A 22310-nucleotide genomic window follows, 5' to 3' on the forward strand; every position below is an offset into this window, starting at 1 on the left:
GCCCAAACCCGCAGTGAAGGTGTTCCCGGGCTGGTTGCGCCAGCGCATCGAGGCGGTGATCTGGACATTGAAGAACCAGCTCGGGCTGGAGCGGCACTCCGCACGCAGCACCGAAGGCCTGTGGGCCAGGGTGTGTCAGCGCATCTGCGCGCTCAACGCCGCGATCTGGCACAACTGGCTGATCGGCGCCCCGGTCAAGCGGTCCCTGATCGCTTACGACCACTGACCAGGACACCAAACCCCCATCAACGATCTAGTGTTCTGATTGGTTAGTTCACTTGCTGATGCGTTGGCAGTATGAGGCGATGCTGTCGAGGATCTCCTCTGCGGTCTTGGTCCACACATAGGGTCGGGGATTCTCGTTCCAGGACGCGGCCCAGGTGCGGATGTCCTTCTCCAGGGCCTGGACGCTGCGGTGGGTGCCGCGGCGGATCAGCCGGTTGGTGATCTCGGCGAACCACCGCTCGACCAGGTTCAACCAGGAGGAACTGGTCGGGATGAAGTGCAGGTGGAACCGGGGGTGGCGCAGTAGCCACCTTTGGATCTCGGGGGTCTTGTGCGTGGCGTAGTTGTCCAGGACCAGGTGCACCTGCAGGTCCGCGGGGACCTCGCGGTCGATCTTGGCCAGGAACTTCTTGAACTCGATGGCGCGGTGGCGGCGGTGGATCGAAGTGATCACCTGCCCTGTGGCGGTGTCCAGCGCGGCGAACAGGCTGGTCACCCCGGCACGCACGTAGTCATGGGTGGCCCGCTCGGGGGTGCCGGGCATCATCGGCAGCACCGGCTGGGTGCGGTTGAGCGCCTGGATCTGGGACTTCTCGTCCACGCACAGCGCCACCGCCCGTTCGGGCGGGTCGAGGTAGAGGCCGACGACGTCGCGGACCTTGTCGATGAAGAACGGGTCGGTGGAGATCTTGAACTGTTCCCGCCGGTGGGGCTGCAGGCCGAAGGCGTTCCAGATGCGCCACACCGCGTTCTGGGTCATGCCGGTGTGCTGGGCCATGGAGCGCGTGGACCAGTGGGTGTCAGGGGCGGGTGTGCTCTCCAGGGTGGCGGCCACCACCGCCTCGACCTGGGCGTCGGTGATCGTGCGCGGCCGTCCGGGCCGGGGTTCGTCGGTCAGGCCGTCCAAGCGGTGCGCGATGAAGCGCTGGCGCCACTTGGTCACCGTGGGCGCCGATACTCCTACCTCGCGGCGGACCTGGGCGTTGGACAGGCCTTCGGCGCAGGCGAGCACGATCCGGGCCCGCAGGGCCAGGTCCTGTGCGGTCTTGCGTCGTCTGACCCACCGCTGGAGCTCGGCGCGTTCTTGGTCGCTCAGCTCCAGCGGGGGCAGCTTCGGTCCAGGAGCACTCATCCTGCAACCATAAACGAAATAACCAATCAGAACACTAGGTGGCCATCGACCGCCCGTGTCAACAGAGGTCCGAGACGGGGACTCCCTGCGCGATGGCCGGTGGGCGGCCACCAGGCCGAACTGGTGGTGTGCGATCCGCCCCCGGCCAGCACCGACTGGGGCCGCGAGGAACTGCTCATGGACCCCCGCTGGGAACTGGCTCTGCCGCCCAAGGCCGAAGGGGAGTTGGCCTGGCTCCAGCACGCCTACGGACACACCGCGCCCGGCGGACAGGCCGCAGTGGTGCTGTACACCTCCTGCGCCTACCGCAGAACCGGGCGGCGCATCCGCGCGGAACTGGTGCGGCGGGGCCTGTTGACGGACGTGATCGCCCTGCCCGCCGGGTTGGCTGCCGCCCACGCGCAACCGGTGCACCTGTGGCTGCTGCGCCGCCCGTTGGATCGGGAGGACACGGCCACCACCGTGCGGATGTGGGACCTGACCGACACCGACCCGGACGGACCATGGCAACTGACGGAGAAGCCCGAGGCCGAGGTCGAACTGATCGGCCTGCTCGACGACGACGTGGACCTGACCCCGGCCCGGCACATGGAGCCGGACCTGGAGGACCTGCCCCGCGCGCTGGCCGAGGCCCGGGCGGAGCTCGCCCGCACCGCCCGTGGACTGGACGAGCTGCTGCCCGCCCTGTCCCAGGGGCCGGGACCATGGCCCGGTCAGGTGCGGATCGGAGACCTGGTGGACACCGGGCTGGTCCGCCTGGACGGTGAGAGACCCCGGGCCGTGGACGGGCGATTGGACACCGACTTCCTTACCGGCTTTCTCACCGTGGCCGCGAACACCCCCCGTTCCACCAGCGCCAGCGGCACCTACCGCTCCGACGCCCGTTCCGCCCGGGCCCCGAAACTGGAGCCCGAGGAGCAGCGCCGGTACGGTTCGGCCTTCCGAGCCCTGGCCGAGTTCGAGAAGCAGGCCCGGGAGCTCTCGGCCCTGGCGGCGCAGCTCGCCAAGGAGGGACTGACATCGGGAGCCCTGGCTCCCGATGGCGACACCGAACCCGCACCGACGAACTGACCTCGACGCTGCTCCGAGAGGACACGGACCGGCGGCCGGCCAGAGGTCGGATCCACCGTCGAGTACACCTTCGGCCCCGCGGTCGCCCTGATCATGTCCGAGATCTTCCACTCCGGCCGCCGAACCGGGATTCGCCTGTGCAGGGCGCGTCCCGGCCTGCGCTGATCACCGCCTTGACAGGGTCCCCAAGGCGGCCATCGCACCGGCGACGTCCACCGCGCGAGCGGCGTGTGCCCGGGACAGCAGGGCGGGCGGCAGATAGTGGTCGTACTTGTCGGCCTCCCTACCCGTTGCCTCTTCCGCGATAGCGAGGGGATCGGGGTCCGGGTCCGCCGCCAACCGCCGGGCGACCTCCTGGAGTCGTTCCGACGTGCAGTCGCGGATGAGCATCGTGGCACCGCAAATCTCTGCCCTCAACCTGTACCGGTCCAGAAGAGATCTGAGTGTGGCCAGCGAGGAGTCTCCCTTCCACGGGAACAGGAAAAGGTCCGTCCCCCGTGGGAGCACCGATGTGTCCGCTAACCCGTTCGCGTTGAAGGTCGCCCGTGCCTCCTCCAGAAGAATGGCGGAGGCCTCGTCGAGGTAGGCGGGCAGGGTCGTACCCGTGTAGATCTCCAGCATCCGCTCGCGCACGCCGTCGCCGACTCCCGCCGCAGAACCGCTGAACCCGGGCGGTGCACCCGTCCCCGGCGCGGCTTCCACTAGCAGTCTGCCCCCATCACGATCCACGTCGGCCACACGCCACGTCCTGCCTCCGAAGGTCAGCAGGGTTCCCGCGGCCAACGTCGGGTCCACCGGCATGGTGCCGATCTTCTGCCCCGCAGCCACTACCTGGAATTCCTCCGTGGTGACGAACGACGCGTAGAAGCCGTAGTGCCCAAGCAGCCGCTCTCCTTTCCTACCTGGTAAAAGGAGCCCGGAACCGCTCTCTTGGGTGAGGAGCCCGTGTTCGCCCAGACCGCGCAGCAGGGAGGCGAACTCCTCCGGGGAGACGTCGGGGAAGACACCGGAGGCGCACAGCGCAGAGTACAAGTGGTCGGCCGCGGCGCCGTGTTCCTGAGCGAGGATGGACAAAATCTGCTGCACGAGGGTGGAGAAATTCGGGCTCCGCAGTGCCGGGGGCTCGTACCAGCGTTCCAGCAGCAGATCCACGGTCGCCACCGTCTGCACCAGTCCGAAGCGCAGGGCTTCGACGACGTCTTGAGGGCCGCTCTGCTCAATCGTGTACACCAGGAGCCGGGCGTCGCTCTCCCCACGGCCGGAGCGGCCCAGGCGCTGGCGCAGCCCGGCCACGGAAGTCGGCACACCTACCTGGACCACGGTGTCCACCCAGCCCACATCGATGCCGAGTTCGAGCGTGGAGGTGCACACGACGGTGGTCGGGGAGGAACGCTGCCTGAGGCGTTCCTCCGCGTGCGTCCGCAGTTCCGCAGACAGGGAACCGTGGTGAGGCAGGAAGGGGTTCGGCAGACGGTCATCCTCTGCTCGACCCGAGAGGAGGGCGGTGTAGGTCTCCACCTCCGCCCGGGAATTGGCGAAGACCATGTTGTGGCCGTTGCGGCAGGAGAGGTACAGATGCTCGGCAGCGGCCCCGCACACCGCCAGCGCCCGCTCGGATCCCCGCAGCTCGTCGACGTAGCCCCGAACCTGGATCTGCACCTGCTTACCCGCGCCGGGGTCCTGGATGATCACCGCGCGTTCGCCCTCACCGGGACGCAGGTACTCGGCGGTGTGTGTGAGGTCGGCCAGGGTCGCGGAGAGCCCGATCCGGGCGGCACGACGTCCGGACGCCCGTTCGATACGGTGCATGAGCGAGCGCAGCTGACTCCCTCTGGCAGTCCCCAGGAAGGCGTGCAGTTCGTCCACGATGATGTAGGAAAGCCCGTGGAAGATGCGCGCCGCGTCGGACCCGTTGAGGACGAGCATGGCCTCAAGGGACTCCGGGGTGATCATCAAGATCCCCTCGGGGATTTCACGGACCCTCGTCTTGAGAGTGGCGGGCACGTCTCCGTGCCACGGGACGACCGGCAGGTCTAGCCGAGCGCACAGATCGCTGATCCTGCGGTACTGGTCGTTGATCAGCGCCTTGAGCGGGCTGACGTAGACCGCTCGTATGCCTGGGCCGGGTTCCTTCTCGCGTTGTCGCACCAGGGCCGAGCACACCGGTAGGAAGGCGGCCTCCGTCTTACCCCCCGCAGTGGCTGCGGTGATGACGACGTCGGTGTCGCCTCTCAGGATCGGGGCGATGGCGCGTTCCTGGGCCGGGCGCAGGGCACGCCAGTCCTGCTCCCATACCCAACGTTGGACACCCCGGTCCAGAAGGGCGAACCCGCCGGACTCAGAGCCGGAAGGAGGCGAGGGGGGTGTCATCGACGTCGTCCTTCTCCTGCAAGGGCTGGAGGTCGGGGTTGGCCTCTGCAACGATGTCCACGTTGTCCAGCCGGGCCCGCCAATCGACTCCCGGGTTCTGGGCCAGGATGTCCAGCAGGCCGATGAACTCTTTGAGCGTGGTGCGGGGCGTGCGGAAGTAGGCGTCGCCCACCCGCCCCTCGCAGTGCCGCATGAAGGCCTCGATGATCCCAGCGTCCACACCCCGCAGGTCGTTGCCACAGCTGGTGTAGAGCGTGAGCACCTTGTCCAACAGGACGAAGAAGTGCTCTTTTGTGAACCCGCCCAGGCGCATCACCGGGCCGTAGTAGTCGACCAGCCCCTCCTTGGCGAAGGGATTCTCGCGCAGCCGGGACCGCAGGGCCTCGTAGGAGTACAGTCCGCGGTGCTCGTCAGTGAGGAAGTCGGGGGTGCCGCCGAAGAGGAAGCCCAGGTGGGGCGCCTGACCCTGCTGGGTCTCGTTGATGATGTTGAGGATCTGCTCGTAGTTGGAGACCCGGGCTCCCTTGTGGGAGAGCTTGTAGAGGTTGACCAACTCGTCCAGGCACACCAGGAGGCCCTTGTAGCCCGCCATCGTCGTGAACGCGGCCATGAGCTTGAGGTGGTCGAAGATCGTCCGGTCGTCGATGATCTCCCGGACTCCGAGATCCCTGGACGCCTCGGTCTTGTTCGCGTACTCGGCCTGCAGCCAGCGCAGTGCCGCCTCCCGCCTGGCCTCTTCGCCCTGTTCGTACGCCTGCCAGTAGGCCTCGACGACCTTGGCGAACGTGGGCCCGCCCGGATGGGCCGCCAGGGCCTGAAGACGCTCGCGCAGCAGGTGCAGGACCGGTCGGCCGCCGGTCTCAGCATTGGCGCGGACCTGCGTGATGAACCCCTCCACCACGGCGGAGAGCGCCTGGGTGGGCTTACCCTTGACACCCATTCCGCTGACGAGTGCCGAGTACAGCTTGCGGGCCCGCCCCTGAGTGCCCTGCAGACGCCGGTCGGGGGTGAGGTCGGCCCTCATGGTGACCAGCTTCTGCTGCTGGGCCACCTGGCAGATGAGGTTGAGGAAGAAGGTCTTGCCCGAGCCGTAGTCACCGATGACGAAGCGTGAGATACCGTCCCCCGCGATCACCTGCTTGATCCCGGTCGCGAGGGCGTCGATCTCTTTCTCCCTGCCCACCTGGATCAGGCGCGCTTCCCGAGCCGGGACGATGCCGGAGCGCAGGGCGTTCAGGACCATGTCCCTGTTGCGGTTGGTGATCCTCGGACCACCCGCGGCTGCCTGGCTCACTTGGTCATCTCCTTCACTTGTTCGACGCGCACGGTCACCACGTCACCCTGCCGTACCAACACGTCTGTTCTGATGAGCTTCGAGGCGGCCTCGCTGAGGGCATCCAGAGCCGCGTGAGCCGCCATCCCATACCAGGCGGCCAGGCGCTCCACATCCCGCAGTGACCATGTGCGGACCTGAGCTAGGTCGGACAGTAGACGGGCCTGGACCTGGGAAAGCCCGGCGACCCGGGCAGGTGCGGCCGTCCTGTGACGAGTGGATTTCCGAGGCTTCCAGGTGGCACCCATCGCCCCGTTGCCAGCGGGGTCCGGGGCCAGGCCTCGGTAGCTGAGCCGCAGACGGAATACGGCTTCCAGGCCCAGTCCCTGGTGAACCGCCAGCAGGAACGACAGTTGCTCCGGGGTAGTGGACGCGGTGAGGTCCAACAGATCCAGTAGGAGGTCCCCGGCGCGTTCGCGCCGAGGCAGAGGGGTGTTGACGAGAGCGCGCACCTGGGTCTCCGGCTCTCCGCTCTGGTCCTCCAAGCGGTGGAGCTGCCAATTCCGTACCCGTGCGAGGGGAGCATCCCCTAATTCCAGGACACCCCGCATGACGGCGACGCGGTGGTGAACGGTCAACTCTCCACTGTGACGGGACATCTCTACCGCTAACCCCGCCCAGGCCGACATCAACAGGCGCGTCTCCTGCCACCCCCGACCTTCCTTTGCGGCGGCAGTAGGGGCACAGGGCTCTTCGGGTACAAGGGACGCCTGCTTGATGGGCGTGTCGGTCTGGACCGGCGGGTTCGAAACAGGTGAAGGCTGCGTCGGAAGGATGCGATCCACGAGCTTCTGTGGCGGTTCGACCCCCGTCAGGTCTGGCACCCCTTCCAGGACCACGTCCTGCTCACCCAGATCCGGACACCGGGGCCGGTAGGTGAAGACGAGATCGGGCAGCCCTCGCGGCACTTCGCGGCCGATTCGCCATGCCACTGAGACGCCGGCCAGAGCGCGCTTGGCACCGGCTCGGAAGTGCTCGAGGTTTTCGGGGCGTACATGGAGAGCGACCCACTCCACTGCCCAGTCCGCGCGGAGGGGCCTTCCCTCCGCGGCCGCCGCCCCGACCCCGTGCAGTAGGGAGAACGGCGTTCCTAGCGCACCGGAATCGAAGCGCGGAGGGTCCTGGGGAGCCTGGTCCTGCACGACCCGGGCCAGTTCGAGCAGACCATCGACGTAGGAGACGGTCCCGCGGTGATGCGCGAATCCGGATCGGAGGCGTTTGAGCTCGGCCAGCACCGGGTTGGAGGTCTGAATGCGTGGATTATGCTTTCCGACCAGGTCGACGAGTCGCCGCTCCAACCCTTGCAGGTAGAGGCGTACGAAGACCGGAGGGATCCCCTGGCACCGGTGACGGTTCTGCAACCACCGGAGGTAGTGCCAACGCTGTTGCGAAGAGAGGGCCGCGTATGAGCGGACTGTGTCGGAGACCGCGCCGATCGTTTCGACGTCTGGACGCTGGACAGCGCAGTTGATGTCGAGTGAGGACGCGCTCTGCAGGTCGGGAGCGCCCATGTCCTTCCCGGGCCCGTATCCGGTGTATAGCATTCCGTCGGGAATGTGCATTCCCCCGATGCTGACTTCGGTTCCCGGTGACTTCCAGGTGGACCAGCGCCGGGTTACGGAGTTCGCCTTCCGCGGTACGGACGGTACAGCGGGCGGTTCGGGCTGCTGTTCCGGTGCGGGCAGGGGCCTGGTCTGTTTCACCGGCGCTATCGTCCGGTCCGCTTCCTTGGCCTTCTTCTGGTTGGGAGCGGGCAGGGCGGCTCCCGGCTTGGCGCAGTCATCGAGCGCCTTGCTCGAGATCATTCCGAGGGTTTGCAGGGTGGGGAAGTGATCCCATACCATCTTCGCCTTGCCCGTAGGTACGGGGAAGACTCCCAAAGAAGGATGTGCTGGCCGGTAGGACCACTGGAGATCCGGAAGTTCCTTCGACAGACGCAGCCCGTTGGGGAGAGTTTGAACAAAGCGCTTCCTGAAGGCCCGGTGGAATTCTCTCGTCCGCTGGACTTCCGGATTCTTGGCTGTGAAAGGGTGCATCCGAACCCAGAACACGACCAGTTCCAGAGGCAGAGGACGCCCCGTGCAGGCGTACATGCCGAGCTTGAACTGCAGCACCTGCTGAGTCATCTTCGAACTGGGTCCGGTATTCTGCGAGGAGAAGATGTCCCTCTCATCCATGGCCAGTCGTTCCAGGACGGCCGCGAAGGAACCAGCGGACCTAACGAACCCTTCATGAGAGGAGTAGTCGGAGATCAGGAAGTGCAGGTAGGAGAGAAGCTCCGTCAGGTTGTCCCGGCTCTGCCTGTGGGGTTTGAGGTCGACTAGGGCCCGGTGTTCCAAGCCATGGAGCAGAAGGACGAGGAAACTCTCTCGGGCCGATGAAACGGGCCGACCGGCCTTGAGCCAGTCGAGGAACTCCCCTCTGGCCCCGGGTGAGAGATCGGCGTAGGCAGCGACTTCGTCCCGCGTGGGCCTCCCCCCAGACCCGGTATCCGCAGGGAGGGTAGCATCTACCACCTCAAGGCGTGCCTTCCGGTCAACAGGGACTCCGTAGTAGAACATCCCGTCGCTGATGGACCGCCCCTGCACTCGAACGGTCTCAATGCTGCTGATCCAGCGCGGCGGACCGACGGGCGCGGTATCGGCCCCCGGAGCGGGTTCTGGAGTGGGGGGGAGCTCGGAATCGGTAGCCGTTGCGGGCTCACCCGTAGGAGCGGATGGCGGAAGCGGGGGGCTCGTCATAGGTGCCTGCGCTTCCAGTTCTGGCAGTTCGAGGTCCTCGAAGACCTGGGCGTCCACGACGACGAGCTCCTCGTCCTCGTAGACCACCTCCGCGTCGCACCGCTCCTCGGCGAACTCGTTGATCTCCGTCAGGGCGGCATTGAGCATCAGTCCCAGCTCCCGGGCACGGTCAGCGGCTTCGCTGCGACTGCACTCGCCCTTGTCCGCGAGACCCGCCAGCAGAAGACGGAGGGGGCCCGACAGCGGATCCCGCTCCTCCCCCTCCTGTGGGGCGGTCGGCGGAATGGTGACCGATTCGAGTGGGTCCGGCTCTCCGGACTCCTCGTCCTCCTCGAAGAGGGTGTCCAGCAGCCTGTCCGAGGCGGCGTTGTCCTGCTGGATCGTGGCTAGGAGCTCACGGTCGATGAAACCGTCCCCGGCCGTCGGCTTCTCCTCGGTCCGCACTTCAGCAGCTGTCCCAGGACTGGTCACGGAAGGCCCGTCGGTCTCAGGGACCGAAGGAGCCACGGCAACCTGGGAAAGGGCTGGCGAGGCCTCCGGCGCTCCGTAGTGGACGTGGGCACTGGCGCGGTGGAGGGCGTCGTACGTCCGCTGCCCGGGCAGCGGAGCACCGGTGAACCTCCACGATTCACGCGCCCCCGCAGGGACCACTTCGAGCACCCGAAGAAGCTCCTCCGAGCGGCGCACGAGGACCCCATGGATGGCGTACCTCGCGGAGAGCCTACGGATCTCGGAGGCGATGGAGACAAGCTCCTCGGTGCCCTCCCCACGCTGCATCAGGTGAAAGGCCCGTCGTTCAAGTCCACAGAAGTAGTTGAGCACGAAGCCGGACTCGACGCCCCGGGCGTCCCGGCCGTCGACGAGCCACTGGAGGTAGTGGGCCCGGGCGTCCTCGTGGAGCTCCCGATAGGGAACGGGACGGTTGGGCGGCGATCCCGAGTTGAAGGCGGGGCGCCGCGAAGACCCCACAGGGAGCTCGGATTCGATCATCCCGGTGGAGCCCTCAACCGAGGAATCGGAGTCCTTGAGGTAGAGCAGCCCTCCTTGGACTGTGGTTCCCCGCACATTCATCGCGGCTCCCACCGGGTACCACACAAGCCCGTGCGTGCCCTCACGCACCGAAGTGGGGGTATTCCGTTTCGAAGCTGCCTTCTCAAAGAAGGAGAAACGCACCCGACCTCCAGGTTCGGACCAGGTGGAGCAGGGAAGAGGGACCGAATCGAGCACGCCGTGTGAAGGCCCTGTGCGGGGGGACCGCACGGGAGCCGAACATTCCGCATGGGCTCGGGGGTTTCGGACAGCGGGGACTCAATACCGTACTACACACGGTCACAGCACACATAGCCGCGAAGCCACATTTACCCGATGCATGCCGGTTGACGTAGTTTTCATTCTTCCGTGTCCGCTGGACGGACCACACCCTCCTCCTCGACCAGCACGCCCTTGCCCAACAGCACCTCCAGATCGTGGTCGAAGGCCTGGCTGATGTCCTTGCCGCTGCGCCCCCACTCGAAGGTCTCGCGCATCGAACGCAGCAGGTCCTTGCGGGCGATGCGCGCGGAGTCACGGACGATCAGGCGCAGCGCCTCCTGCCGTTCGGCGGAGGGAACCTCACTGATCTTGCGGATGGCCGAGCCGAAGGGCCTGCGAACCGCGACCCCGCCACCGGGCCACCAGATCGTGCTGTCGTCACGCACGAGCCTGCCTTCACGCAGCAGGTGCTTCAGGGTGACGTCGAAGTTGGCTCTGACCGTGGAGCCGAGGCGCTCGCCCCCCAGGGCGTCGAGCGTCTTGCGGTACAGCCAGCCGAGCTCGACCGGGCTCTCGTTCTCAACGATCAGCAAGAACAGTCCCGCGATGTAGGGACGGGCTTCCGCGCTCCTGGGCTCGTACCAGTACCCCTCTTCGTGGGGCCGGTAGTCGTGGGTCACGTAGTCGACCAGCCAGTCAGGGCGTTGCCGGCCAGCCTGCTCAGCGGCCCTGGCTCGTTCTTTCTCGTCGGGGACCCTCACCAGATCGGGTGTTCGCTCCTCCGCGGGCTCGTCCTCGCTAACCGGCACCTCAGCGGAGGAAGACCGGCGGCCTCCTGCGGCCCGGGCGTCGCGCACGGCACCCTCCACCGCCTCGCGCAACCGCTCCTGTGCGCGGGCGCGGTCCCGGTACCAGTCGGTGCCCCAGATCCGGTGCAGCCGCCACCCCAAACCCTCGAGAACCCCATCCCGCAGGCGATCCCGGTCTCGGGCGACCTTGGAGGAGTGGTACATGGCCCCATCGCACTCGACACCGATGACGTACCGCCCGGGCAGGTCCGGGTCGATGACCCCGAGGTCGACGCGGTAGCCGGCCACACCGACCTGGGGCTGGACCTCGTACCCCCAGTCCTGGAGCACAGCGAGTACGGAGTCCTCGAACGGGCTCTCCGTCTCCGCTTCCGGCTGACCCCCGACGGGCTGGGCCTCCAGGGCCGCCGGGCCGTGTTCGGCGTAACGGAGGTACTCACACAGTCGGCGCAGGCCCTCGGCGTCGTCCGGACCCACACGCAGGTCGTCCGCGGAGAAGGAGCTGACCACCTCGACTCGGCGCTTGGCCCGGGTGATGGCGACGTTGAGCCGACGGTGACCGTCACCGCGGTTGATCGGCCCGAAGTTCTTGTGGATGCGTCCGTCGGCCGTGGGCCCGTAGCCCACAGAGAGGATGATGACGTCGCGCTCGTCGCCCTGGACCGTCTCCAGGTTCTTGACGAAGAATCCTCCGAGACGGTCCCCCTCCACCTTGGGGCGGAGCTCGGGGAACCGTTCCAGCACCTTGTCGACCGCGTCCTCGATGGCGTTGGCCTGTTCCCTGGACAGGGCGACGACTCCGAGGGTCCGGTCGGGGCGTGTCCTGAAGTGGTGGACGACCCGTTCGGCGACCTTGCACGCCTCGATCCGGTTGTTGCGGGCGCCGCCGCGGTCGTAGAGGCCGCCCTCGACCCTGACGAAGGCGACCCCGGTGTCCTCGTTCCGCAGATGGGCCCCGGGGAAGGTGATGAGCTCGCTGCTGTAGAACTTGCGGTTGCTGAAGGCGATCAGGTCTTCGTGGCGGCTGCGGTAGTGCCAGCGCAACGGAATGTCCCGCATCCGACCACTGGCCTTGCACATGTCCAGCAGTGACTCGTAGGTCTCCTGTTGTTCCTCGTCCCACTCGTCGTCGGTGGTCGCCCGATCAAAGAAGCCGGTGGGAGGCAACTGCTTCTGGTCACCGGCCACGATCAGTGATCGGCCCCGGTAGACACAGTTGATCGCGTCTGCCGGCTTCACCTGGGACGCTTCGTCGAAAACGACCACGTCGAACCGCATATCCGAGGGCAGGAACATGCTCACAGTGAGCGGGCTCATCATGAGGCAGGGAGTGAGCAGTTGCGCCTCCCACGTCACTTCCTCCATGAGCTTGCGCACCGGCATGTGGCGCCGTTTCTTCTCCGCCTCCCGACGGATCACTCCCAGCCCCGGGGAGTAGGAGGCCATCGGAGGCCGGTGGTCAGACCACTGGTGAAGCACCTCCTGCCTGGCCCAGGTGTGGAGTCGGCGATCCCTCTTGCGGAACTCCTGCACCTCGTTGTCACGGACTGGTCCGGGTTCCCTGCGCACACGTTCGTCCTCGCGCAGGCGACGATCGGTCCAGGCCCTCAGGACGGCGCGTTCCACCGTGTCCGGCCACCGCTCGGGCCCTCTACCCGAACCGGCGTAGCGCTCCAGGAGCGGGCCCAGCCCGTGGGACCGCATGGCCTCCAGACCGGCCAGGGCCGTGCTCCAGCGCTCCAAGGACGAGACGTCCTCGCGCAGCGCGAACAGGAACTGTTCGGCCGCGGCCAACTCACCGGAGAGCCGCCCCGTGATGGTCGGCCGAACCAGGTCGTCGAAGAGGGAGGCGAAGGCACCGGCCTCCCGTTCCCACTCGTCCACCGCATGGGCGAGGTCGTCCGGTGCACCCTTGACGCGTAGCGAGGGGACCGCCCCTTCGGGCCACTGCTGCGCGGAGGCCCCCACGGCATCGCCGACCAGGCGTCGGGCGCGCCGCGTCCAGGAGAGGGCGTCCTGGAGTGCCTCATCCAGTTTCTCGTCGACCCGGTAGAGGGAGCCCAGGACCTCCCGGTCGGCATGCTCGTGGAGTTCCAGCTCGGTCTCGGCCGCGTCCCGGCGGCGAGCCAGTGTGATCTCCCGGTCCGCTTCGACAGCCTTGACGTCCCGCCCCGTGGCATCGCGGAACCGGCGCAGCAGGTCTCGGAGGTGCTCCATCCGGACGCGGACCTGCTTCAGCCAGGACAATGCGCTCCCGGGTGCGAGGGTGTGCGCCTGAGCGGACCCGCCAGGCAGCGAGGCGAGTGTCCGGGGCCAGGCCGACCAGGTCTGGCGTGCCTGGTCGAGGTCCTCAGCAAGGTCGGTGAGGTCGCCGTGTTCCAGGAAGCGGGCGAGTTCGGCGCGTTCCTCCTCTTGCAGCTCCGCGCGGCACAGGTCTGCCCGGTCCAGAGCTGCCGTGACCAGGGCGGTGTCGGTCTCCTCCCCTCGCCAGTACCGACCGAATGCCTGGCCCAGTACGTCGGCCTGCCCCCAAAGGCCCTGATGGTCCTCGTACCAGCGTTGGGCGTCACTGATCCGGTCGTTCAGCCCGTCATCCCAGCCACCGCTGTGACTGAGTGACGCGGCCAGGGCGCGGTCCTGGTGGCAGGCGCGACCGAGGGCCCCGCCGACCATCCCCTCGTCGGTGTTCGCGGTGTGGGTCTGGGCTCGCAGGGACTCGATACCGGCGATGTCCAGGCGGTCCGGCCCGAGGACGGGTTCGACCGCGGCACGCAGCTCCTGGGAGACCCGTTCGGCCCAGTCCAGGTCATCGACCAGTTCCTGCCGCGTCCGTGCGTCCAGGAGTTCGCGGTAGGTCGCGAGAACACTCTGATCTGCCACCTCGTGGCGGCGCAGGTCCCGGTCCGCGTGCCGGGCGCGCAGTACGCAGTCCCGGATGGCACGCGCGGTGCCTGTTGACACAGGGCCGACGACGGGAGTCAGTGTGTCGGCCAGGGCCGCGTCAGCGGTCAGTCTGTCCGCCCCCGCTACCAGCCAGGCGGCGGCCTGTCCCAGGGACAGCTCGAACAACGACGCGGTCGAGGGAAGCAGCTGTCGGGCCGCCTCCTCCCAGGGGGCCAGCTCGTCCAGCGCGGCACGTGCCCCGGCGACGGTCGTCGGGTCCAAGGGCTGGCCCTGGTAGAGGAAGCGCCGCAGCCCGCTGAGTCCGTCCACAGGGAGCAGTTGACGGAGCTGGACGGCGATGCGCAGGCAGGCGCGTACCGCGGTGAAGTCTGTTTCCTCCCCTCGCCAGTGGTGGCCGAGCCGGGCCTGGTAGGCAGCGGAGTTCTGAGCCAGGTGGCGATGCGCGTGCTGCCAGCGGATCACGTCGGTGAGGCGTTCTGGCACACGCTTGTCCCAGGAGCCATCGAGTGTCATGGTCGCGGCCCGGCGCTTGTCCTCTCGGAAGGCGGAGCCGAGCATGCGGTCGAAACGGCCGTAGCCGGACAGACGCTCGTTGAGCTCTTCCAGTCCCTCCTCCTCGACGGCCCCAGGGCTGAACAGCTCGGAGGCGACCGCACGGGCTTCGCGGAGTCCGGCAACCGCCTGTTCGGCATCGTCCAGAGCCATCCGAGCCGCCTCGGCCTCCTCTTCTCCCAGCCAGGCGGGCAGGGGCAGGGCGTCCGTGCCCAGGCCGACAGCGGCTTCGAGGAAGGCCTGTGTGCGCCGGGGGTGGTCGGGTCGAGGGCAGGCGAGCGCCTGGGCGATCGCGTCCGCCACCGCACTCACCTCGGCCAACCGCGTGGCCCAACCACCGAAGAAGCGGGCATCGGTGCGAGCCCGTTCCGCGGTGGACTCCGTGTCCAACCCGACCACCTCCGCAGTGGGGTCGTCGGTGTCGAAGTCGGGCAGTTCGTTCCAAGGCACGTCAGTGAGCTGCCCCAGATCCTCCACAGCGAATCGATGGGACTTCCAGCGGTCCCGGGCGGCGAGCACCGGTTCGCGGACCAAAGGGCCGAAATCACCGAAGGCGAGCCAGCGGGCGGGAACCCCGCGGCGCTCGGTGATCAGCTCTCCCGCCTGCTGCCAGAGCCGTAGCCGGTCGACCAGGGCGCCGATGTCGTGCCGTTCGAGGACACCGCTGTGGAACAGGTCCTGGGCGCGGGAGCGACTCTCCGTCAGCCGGTCCCGATGTTGGGCGAAGGAGGTGAGCAGGGAGCGCACATACTCAGGTGAGACCTCGGTCAACCAGTGTGGGAGTGGGTGGGGTCCCGAGGAGACCTCCGCCAGAACGGAGATGATCCGAAGAACCCCGGCCCGGTCCGTCGGCACGGGGAGCCCTGTGCGCCGCACGGCCTCGTCCAGTATCTGGGAGGGACCGGCCAGGCGCCGGATCCAGTCAGTACACCGCTGAATCGCGTTGTCGGCCTGCTCTCCGGTGAGCAGCTCGAGGGAGGCCACACTCCGGCCCTGGACCGGCGCGGTGTCGGCGTCCAGTTCGGCCAGGGTGGGCAGGTCCTTGACCGAACGCCAGTCGAATTCGGTGCGCTCACGCAGCCAGGCCAGCCCGGTGAGGCGGTCCACGGCGTCTGCCGCCTGGGGCACGACCTCCGTGTCGAAGTCCGAGCAGACGACCCAGCGCTCGGGAACGTCGTCACGTTCGGCCAGGACTTTCAGAAGTGGGACCCAGCGGCGGGCGGCCTTCGGGGAGTCGGGCTGTCGACCACCGGTGATCCGACGCAGGGTGTTGTGGTGCCCGGCGAGTTCGTTGAGTGTGGCGAGCGCCCTGACCAGCGCCTCGTGTGCGTCCTGCGCCTGTTGGATCCCGTACCAGCGGGAATTCTCGGGCACGGTGAACAGGTCCCACACGTGTGTCATCGAGTGGGCCGTGTCGAGGATCCACTCCCGGCTCTGCCGCTCGAAGAGACCGGGGTCAGGGTCGACCATGCCCAGTTCGGTGTCGGCGGGCAGGGATCGGGAGAGCACGGCGATCCGCCCCATGGCCTGGTTGAGTGACAGCCCGATCCGTGGGTCGGTCTCGTTGACGGCCTCCGCGTGGTCGGTGAGTCGTGCGCGCAGGGCACGTGCCTTGTCCCGTTCATCCACCAGGTTCGCCGGGAGGGGGTGCACATCGGCGTGGAGGGCGGCATGGAGGGACTTGGCCACGGCCCCTCCCTTGGTCTTCCCGTCATGGAGGGCGAGGGCCGCGATATCGATACCGATGTCGACCAGGCGTGAGTGGACCACCTCCAGGGCGGCGGCCTTCTCACTGACGAACAGGACGGTGCGACCCGCTCCGATGAGAGCGGCGACGAGGTTGGCGATGGTCTGGCTCTTGCCGGTGCCCGGCGGACCGTCAAGGACGAAACTACGGCCGTCGAGCGCCGCGGCGACGGCACGCCGCTGATAGGCATCGGCGTCGAGGACGAGCGGAGCGGTCTCCGGTTCCTGCTGGTGGTCGAGCCGGTCCAGGGGCTGGAGCTCGTACTCCAGGGTCGAGTCGGCGATGTGGTTGCCTGGGGACGCGGCGACGGCCTGGACGATCGGGTGGTCCAGGACGGCATCCTCGTTGTCCTTCAGATCCCGGTACATCGTCTCCTTGTGAAAGGTGAAGGGGGCCAGGACCACCTTCTCCTCGACCGACCAGGAACGCTGTTCGCTGACACACTTGCGTACAGCCGTGATGAGCTGCTCCGGTTCGTCCAGCGGCACCTTCTCCACAGCGCTCCAGTCGATCCCGAACTCCTGGAGTTTGATGCCGAGCGCGGGGTTGAGCAGCGTCTCGGCGGCGTTGGAGGCGGCCAGCCGGTACCGTCCCCGGTCCGTGAGGTTCAACTCGACCGGGACCAGAAGGAGCGGAGCCTCGGAGTGGTCCTGTTCGCTCTGGCCCTTCCAACGCAGGAAGCCCACACCGAGGTAGAGAATCCAGATACCGGTCTCGGTCTCAGTGGTGCGGCTCTGCTTGCGCAGCCGGGTCAGCGCCTTGTCGAGCTGTTCCTGGAAGGGGCGTTGGGTGAGGATGCCGGCGCGCGGCCCACGGGGAGCCGGTGTCGGAACAGGAGTCCCGTCCTCCTCGGCCTCCTCCTCGCTTTTCTGCGCGGGGAGAGGAGCGAAGTCGATGCCACGGGCCAGCCTGCCGAGCAGGTTCGCATAGCCGGGTTCGCGGACCTCCAGGGTCGAGGCCTTGGTATGCCGGAAGTTCAGCAGTCTGTTGCGCCTGCTGAGGTCGAGGAGCTCCTCACGCCACGCCTCCAGGCGTTCCTGGAGTTCAGCCCTGATCTCCCGGGGTTCGCTGTCCATCCGCACCGTTTCTCGTTGTCGCCGTCCGCACCCAGAAGCCACAGGTGTCACAGGTGTGACGCGGAGGATCTGGACACAGTTGCCTGCATGAGAGGAACAAACAGGTCACGAAACAGGAGCAATCATCGCAGGAGCGCCCCACCGCAGACCCAGCTTGGCCGTGTAGGAGAGATCATGCTCTTCTACAGGACCACGCAGTCCACTGGAAATTCCACGATAATGCCATTCGTAAATGTTTCAATAATTCCCACTTAATGCCCCCCAGAAAAATACGACACCAGTACGTCACCTCCGAAAATTGATCTCCCTGCTTTGAATTATGAACCCCCTCCAGTACTCATGTCAGCATAATTTGCCCCAATTTTACGGATTCCCGCAAGGGCAACCACCAGACCAGGCCCCAGCCGGGCGCCCCGAGCGGCTGTGAGTCCGGGTGAGGGTTGGAGCGAGCCCACGGCGAGGTGATGGATCAGCGCCGAGGCGGCGGCCGCGTGACTGATCCTTCGCCCGCCATCAGTTTGATGCTCTCCAATCACGACCCCGACGAGCGACTCGGCCCGACAGAGGATGGCGAAGAGGCCCTCGCTGAAATCATCGAGGAGCAGTTCGTCCGGGGCCTGGTCGGCAGGGACGTCACGGGGCTCTGTGAGCCGGAACCCGGAGGGTGTGACCAACTGTGGTCCTTAACCCTGGCCGGAAAACACGGCCGACGGTCGACCGGTCAGGTGGAAAGCGGAACGCCAGGCAGGTCGGTCATCGACCACGACGGCGGCCTCCTCAGTGTGCGCGGAAACTGCCGCGTGCCCGGTGATTCGGATCGCAAGCGCTCACAGGCCTGGCAGTGTCGGTATCAGAGGTTCAGTGCCGGGCCTGATTGATCCGGCCGTGCTCCGTCAACGCAAGTGAGCACCACCCTCGAAGGCACTGAGGACCAGGTTCCTAGTGCGGTAGGTGCCGTGACGGGCGATCTCGTTGTGCTTCAGCCCTCCGTGCTCCGTCTGGAAGCTTTCCAGAACGTTTTCCACGTCCTCCCGCCCCAATCCATAGAGGTGGAAGCAGAAGGCGTCCAACTCGCCGCGCAAGTTCGCTCGGCGCTCGTCGCCCCAAACAAATGGAGGACCTTCGTAACCGAGGTCCCGCGCGAACGGGGCCATGTCGTGGGCGGTGTAGACGAGTTCGAGCACGCGGGGTACCACGAACGAAAGGTGAGGCTCCAATTCCTCCGGAGAGGGGACAGGCAGCTGCTTCCATGTCATCAGCGGCATGTGGGCACCGCTGACCTTCTGGCGAGCAGCGTAGTCGAAGACGAGCGAACTCTGCACCGCGTACAGTGCTGCGACGAGAGCGGCAGGCAGGTCCGGCAACATGAGCGGGAAGGTGTGGCCGACCGCCGCACGCGGCACGAGCATAGGGATGGCGGTGCGCTCGTCGGTGGCCCGGCACACGTCGCGCCATCCGTACATCCACCCCCGGTTCCACCCGATCGACTCCAGCCGGCTCCCGACCCCCTTGGCCACGGCGGGCCTTCCGCGCCGTGTGACGCCGCCGACGGCCACGTCGTGCTCAGGAACCCAGTACCGCGGCATCGCCAGCGCATGAGGATCCGACTTCTCCTCGCCTACCAAGTGCCGGATATCGCCCGAGCCCGTGCCAGTGAAGCTGTTCCAACGGTGATCGAAGTGGTGCGCCGTCTTTCCCTCCCACAGGGGAAGCATTCTCTGCTCACCAAGAACGAAGATGTTCCCCTTGAGCCGCCAACCCGCTTCCTCAAGCTCCTCCCGTGTACGGAAGAGAGCGGAGTCGTCAGTCATGTGGAACAGCGTGGGCACGAACCGGACGGCCCAAGGGTTCCCACGAGGCTGGGACTCGTTCACGAAAACCGGCATCCGCCGATGGATCCCGAGCGTCAGATCCGCGTCCTTACGAGTGCGGAACATCGGTAGCGTACCGGTGTTGGGGTTGATCAGCCCGATCTCCTCAGCCTCCAGCCGGAACGTGCGGTCCCGGTCGCCGAGGTCAGTCGAGTCGTGCAGATAGAAGGCGAAGTCCGCGGCTGCCTCACGCCTCTCTTCCCCAGCGAGTGAGAGGAGGCAGAACTTGTAGCTGGAGTGGACTCCGCGGAAGAGCCGCTTGAGGTTCTCGAAGTCGTATAGCGACGCGACCGCTCCCCGCTCGGTCAGGCTCCGGAAAAGCCTCTGCGCGCCCGCCCCCGTGGCGATGGCACTGGGGACGATCACGCCCAGCCGTCCCCGCCGGTGGGTGATGGCCGTGCACCGCTCCACGAACAACTGGTCGAGCTGCAGTGAGGTGACTCCTTTGAGTGATAGTCCCTGGGCGCACAGAGGATAGGAACCCGACCTGGCGGCGAAGTGAAATCCGGACTTCACCATGCGCCGCGCCCGCCGGTACCTCTCCCCTTCCTCCGGGTTCTCCTCGATCCACTGCATGATGCGCTCGCGCCGCGCCATACCCGCAAGGCGCCCCACGGACGAATCGGCCAAGCTGAAGTACTTCTTGTCCTCGAAATCCAGCTTGTCCCACGGCGGATTGGTCACGACACAGTCGAACCCGCCATCCCATCCTGTTGCCCGGTCCACGCCCGTACCGTCCCTGGGGACCCTGAACACGTCGGGGAACTCCAGGTGCCAGTGGAAGAAGCAGTGGCGGTCGCGTAACCGGACGATCTCCGCATGGGTGTCTTCCGGAACCGCTGTGCTCCGCACGCCTCGCAGGGCGGTGTACACCCCGTGTGTGATGGGCAGCGGCGCTGTCGCAGTCTTCTCCCACATGAACGCCGCGCACCAGGCGTCGGCCGCGTGGACGGCCCGCCGACGACGCTCTGAAGAGCGCCAATGGAGGTAGACGTCTTCCTGCCGGCGCACGTCGCGCAGCTCCCCCGCGCGGATCGCGAGGATCTCGTTGAGCTCCATCGCGAACTCGGTGTTGGCCAGACTTGCAGTGCCGCCCTCGACGTCGAGCAGTTCCCCCTGCCCAGCGAGCTCGTTGGCATTGCGCCTGGCCATGGCTGCCGCGACGGCCCGGTCGTCCCCTTCGATCGGGGAAAAGGCCGTGTCCGGGATTCCGAGTTCGAGCTGCGCCGGGGCCGCGCCGACAAGTGCGTTCCCGTGCTTGATGTGGGGATCCAGGAGATCCAACGGCCTTCCGGGGGCCATGCCCTCCATCCACAGCGACAGCTTCGCCAGGGCCACCGCCATGGGGTTGAGGTCGACTCCGTAAATGCAACGAGCCACGACCTCGTGCATCGCCTCCCTGACGGCCTCCTCAGTTGGTTCGGGGTCGCGTTCACGGACGGAGGCGACCCGCTTGGCGATGCGCTGCGCCGCTGCCACCAGGAAATGGCCGGACCCACAGGCTGGATCGCACACGGTGACAGACAGCAGCCTGTCGGCGACCGTCTCGTGAGGGTCGGCCAGCCCCCACTCGGTCGCGTCGGTCTCGCCCTGTTTGACGGCGTCGTCCAGGACCGGTTCCAGAGCCGAGTCCAGGAGCCGTTCGACGAGGGAGGACGGCGTGTAGAAGGAGCCGGTCCGCTTACGCGCGTTCCCAGCCCTGGGTACAAGGCGGAGTGTGTGGCGGTCTCGGTCGTACTCGGGAACGGCCTCCAGCAGCGCCTCGTAGACGCTCCCGAGTTCACGGGCGCCGAGGTGCTTGAAGTCGACCGCCCTCCAGCGCCCGGTGTCGACGTCGCGCACCCTTGTCAGATGGCGTACGGCCGTGAGGAGGGCCTCGTTGGAGAGCTGCAGCCCTTCCAACGGCCGGTCCTCCTCTCCCCGGGTGAACAGCCCGCCCAGACCGATGAGCCCCAGCTCGGGGCGACCGTGATCCGCACCGAGGGCGTCGAGCACGATCGACAGCGCCTGGTACAGGTCACTGTGGACGCCCTGTCTCCCCCGCATCGCCGATGCGCGGAGCCGGGTGGTGGAGAAGTAGTCGTCATAGCGTCGGCGCGCCAGTTCACCGGCCGCGGGATCGTGGAGCAGCCCGCGGTCTTCGATGACGAACACGAACACCATCTTGAACACCAGCCGCAGCAGGGCGTTGTGTAGATCCCCGGATGAGGTGTCGGCGATTAGGCGGGCGTTGGCCGGGTGGTGCAGGAATCCTGTTCCCAGGGCCGTGACGGCCAGTTCGACTTTGTCCCGCAGCACGTCGAGGGCCTGGACCGCGGAGTCGACGGCCTCGATGTGCCACTGCTCGAGTCGGCAGGAACCAGGGGAGCGGTCAGTGCCGACTTCGAAGCTGGAGGCGTGGAGGACCGCGAAAAGGAGGGCGAAATCGTTGAAGAGTTCACCATCGAATATCGCCGCGATGTCGAATTCGACATAGGAAGCGGAGGACAGGGAACTGGTGTCGCGCAGCAGCCGCAGGTGCCGCCCGTTGGTGGTGATACCCCATAGATGGTCGGGACAGCGGTTGAGCGCTTCCTGTAAGAGCGACTGTGCCGCAGGGGAGCCTGGGAGCCCCCTGCCCAGATCGGTGTCCCAAGGAACGATGTGGATCAGAGCGCGTTGCCACCGGTGGGTGATGGGGAGAGTAGATCTCGGCTCGTCAGGAATGGTAACACCCGGGATGCGCAGTGCGGTCAGGCGCCCGTACCCCAGTTCCGCGAAGAGCGGCACCAGCCACCTGGCGACCGCCTCACCGGTCGAGTCCGACGGCGGCTTCCCCCCGTTCTCCGAGGGCAGGCGTACCCGTAGCGCCTTCCACGCGCCGAGGAGGTAGTCCCAGTGCCTCGCGGCCTCGTCCGCGACCGACCTGGCCCCTACCGCCCCGTAGTCGGAGGGTGAGGCCGACGCGCCACCTCTTCCCTCGGAGATGCGCATCAGCATGTCCCGGGGAAGGACGGAACCCGCGGCGCGGACGGCCGTCAGGGATGGGGCGTGACCAGTGGCCGGCATCGGCGGTTCCTCCGGCTGGGGGCGGCGGAATGCGCGGATGAAGATGCACGCGCACTCTCAGCGTCAGCCGGATCGGCCACGAACACAAGGCCCGATAGCACGTTTACTCAGACGACACAGAAACGCAGAATTCCCTCCACCCGCGATCACTCATGCTCAGCCACAAAAAACGCACCCATA

9 protein-coding genes are annotated in these 22310 nt (G+C 67.0%); 3 read left to right on the forward strand and 6 right to left on the reverse strand.

What is annotated here, in order from left to right:
* Positions 1-13 precede the first annotated feature (13 nt).
* Positions 14-226, forward strand: a complete 213-nt coding sequence (locus tag M1P99_RS27175; RefSeq protein WP_304455435.1) for a hypothetical protein — start codon at positions 14-16, stop codon at positions 224-226.
* A gap of 48 nt (positions 227-274) precedes the next feature.
* Here M1P99_RS27175 and M1P99_RS27180 read toward each other — a convergent pair whose 3' ends face one another.
* Positions 275-1357 carry an IS630 family transposase gene (locus M1P99_RS27180; protein ID WP_304455436.1) on the reverse strand — a complete coding sequence of 361 codons (1083 nt, stop codon included), beginning with the start codon at positions 1355-1357 and terminating at the stop codon, positions 275-277.
* A gap of 99 nt (positions 1358-1456) precedes the next feature.
* Between M1P99_RS27180 and M1P99_RS27185 the strand changes: the two genes are divergently transcribed.
* Entirely contained in the window at positions 1457-2428 is a 972-nt protein-coding gene (locus M1P99_RS27185; RefSeq protein ID WP_369696573.1) for an N-6 DNA methylase, read from the forward strand.
* 165 nt (positions 2429-2593) lie between these two features.
* On the opposite strand, the gene M1P99_RS27190 is transcribed toward M1P99_RS27185, so the two are convergent.
* The 4 genes from M1P99_RS27190 to M1P99_RS27205 form a co-directional block, all read right to left on the reverse strand.
* A complete protein-coding gene (locus M1P99_RS27190; RefSeq protein ID WP_304455437.1) occupies positions 2594-4798 on the reverse strand; it encodes a DEAD/DEAH box helicase in 2205 nt (734 codons plus the stop codon).
* Positions 4767-6092, reverse strand: a complete 1326-nt coding sequence (locus tag M1P99_RS27195) for an ATP-binding protein (protein WP_304455438.1) — start codon at positions 6090-6092, stop codon at positions 4767-4769. Before M1P99_RS27195 ends, M1P99_RS27190 begins: the two co-directional genes overlap by 32 nt.
* On the reverse strand, positions 6089-10045 hold the full coding sequence (locus tag M1P99_RS27200; protein WP_304455439.1) for a TerB N-terminal domain-containing protein: 3957 nt from the start codon (positions 10043-10045) through the stop codon (positions 6089-6091). The genes M1P99_RS27195 and M1P99_RS27200 overlap by 4 nt, the downstream gene beginning before the upstream one ends.
* 215 nt (positions 10046-10260) lie before the next feature.
* Positions 10261-17211, reverse strand: coding sequence for a DUF4011 domain-containing protein (locus M1P99_RS27205; protein ID WP_304455440.1), 6951 nt, complete (start codon positions 17209-17211; stop codon positions 10261-10263).
* Positions 17212-17675: 464 nt separating this feature from the next.
* Here M1P99_RS27205 and M1P99_RS27210 point away from each other — a divergent pair, with 464 nt between their 5' ends.
* A complete protein-coding gene (locus tag M1P99_RS27210; RefSeq protein WP_304455441.1) occupies positions 17676-18089 on the forward strand; it encodes a hypothetical protein in 414 nt (137 codons plus the stop codon).
* Between the two features lie 15 nt (positions 18090-18104).
* Here M1P99_RS27210 and M1P99_RS27215 read toward each other — a convergent pair whose 3' ends face one another.
* Positions 18105-22055 (reverse strand): N-6 DNA methylase, encoded by a 3951-nt coding sequence (locus tag M1P99_RS27215; protein WP_304455442.1) that lies wholly within the window; start codon positions 22053-22055, stop codon positions 18105-18107.
* Between the last annotated feature and the right edge of the window lie 255 nt (positions 22056-22310).

It is taken from the genome of Nocardiopsis sp. YSL2, assembly GCF_030555055.1.
Taxonomy (GTDB): Bacteria; Actinomycetota; Actinomycetes; order Streptosporangiales; family Streptosporangiaceae; genus Nocardiopsis.

Excerpts from the sequence above, each read along its gene's own strand:
- M1P99_RS27180 (WP_304455436.1), bottom strand. The coding sequence starts at position 1,357 with ATGAGTGCTCCTGGACCGAAGCTGCCCCCGCTGGAGCTGAGCGACCAA.
- M1P99_RS27190 (WP_304455437.1), bottom strand. The coding sequence starts at position 4,798 with ATGACACCCCCCTCGCCTCCTTCCGGCTCTGAGTCCGGCGGGTTCGCC.
- M1P99_RS27205 (WP_304455440.1), bottom strand. The coding sequence starts at position 17,211 with ATGGACAGCGAACCCCGGGAGATCAGGGCTGAACTCCAGGAACGCCTG.
- M1P99_RS27210 (WP_304455441.1), top strand. The coding sequence starts at position 17,676 with ATGGATCAGCGCCGAGGCGGCGGCCGCGTGACTGATCCTTCGCCCGCC.
- M1P99_RS27215 (WP_304455442.1), bottom strand. The coding sequence starts at position 22,055 with ATGCGCATCTCCGAGGGAAGAGGTGGCGCGTCGGCCTCACCCTCCGAC.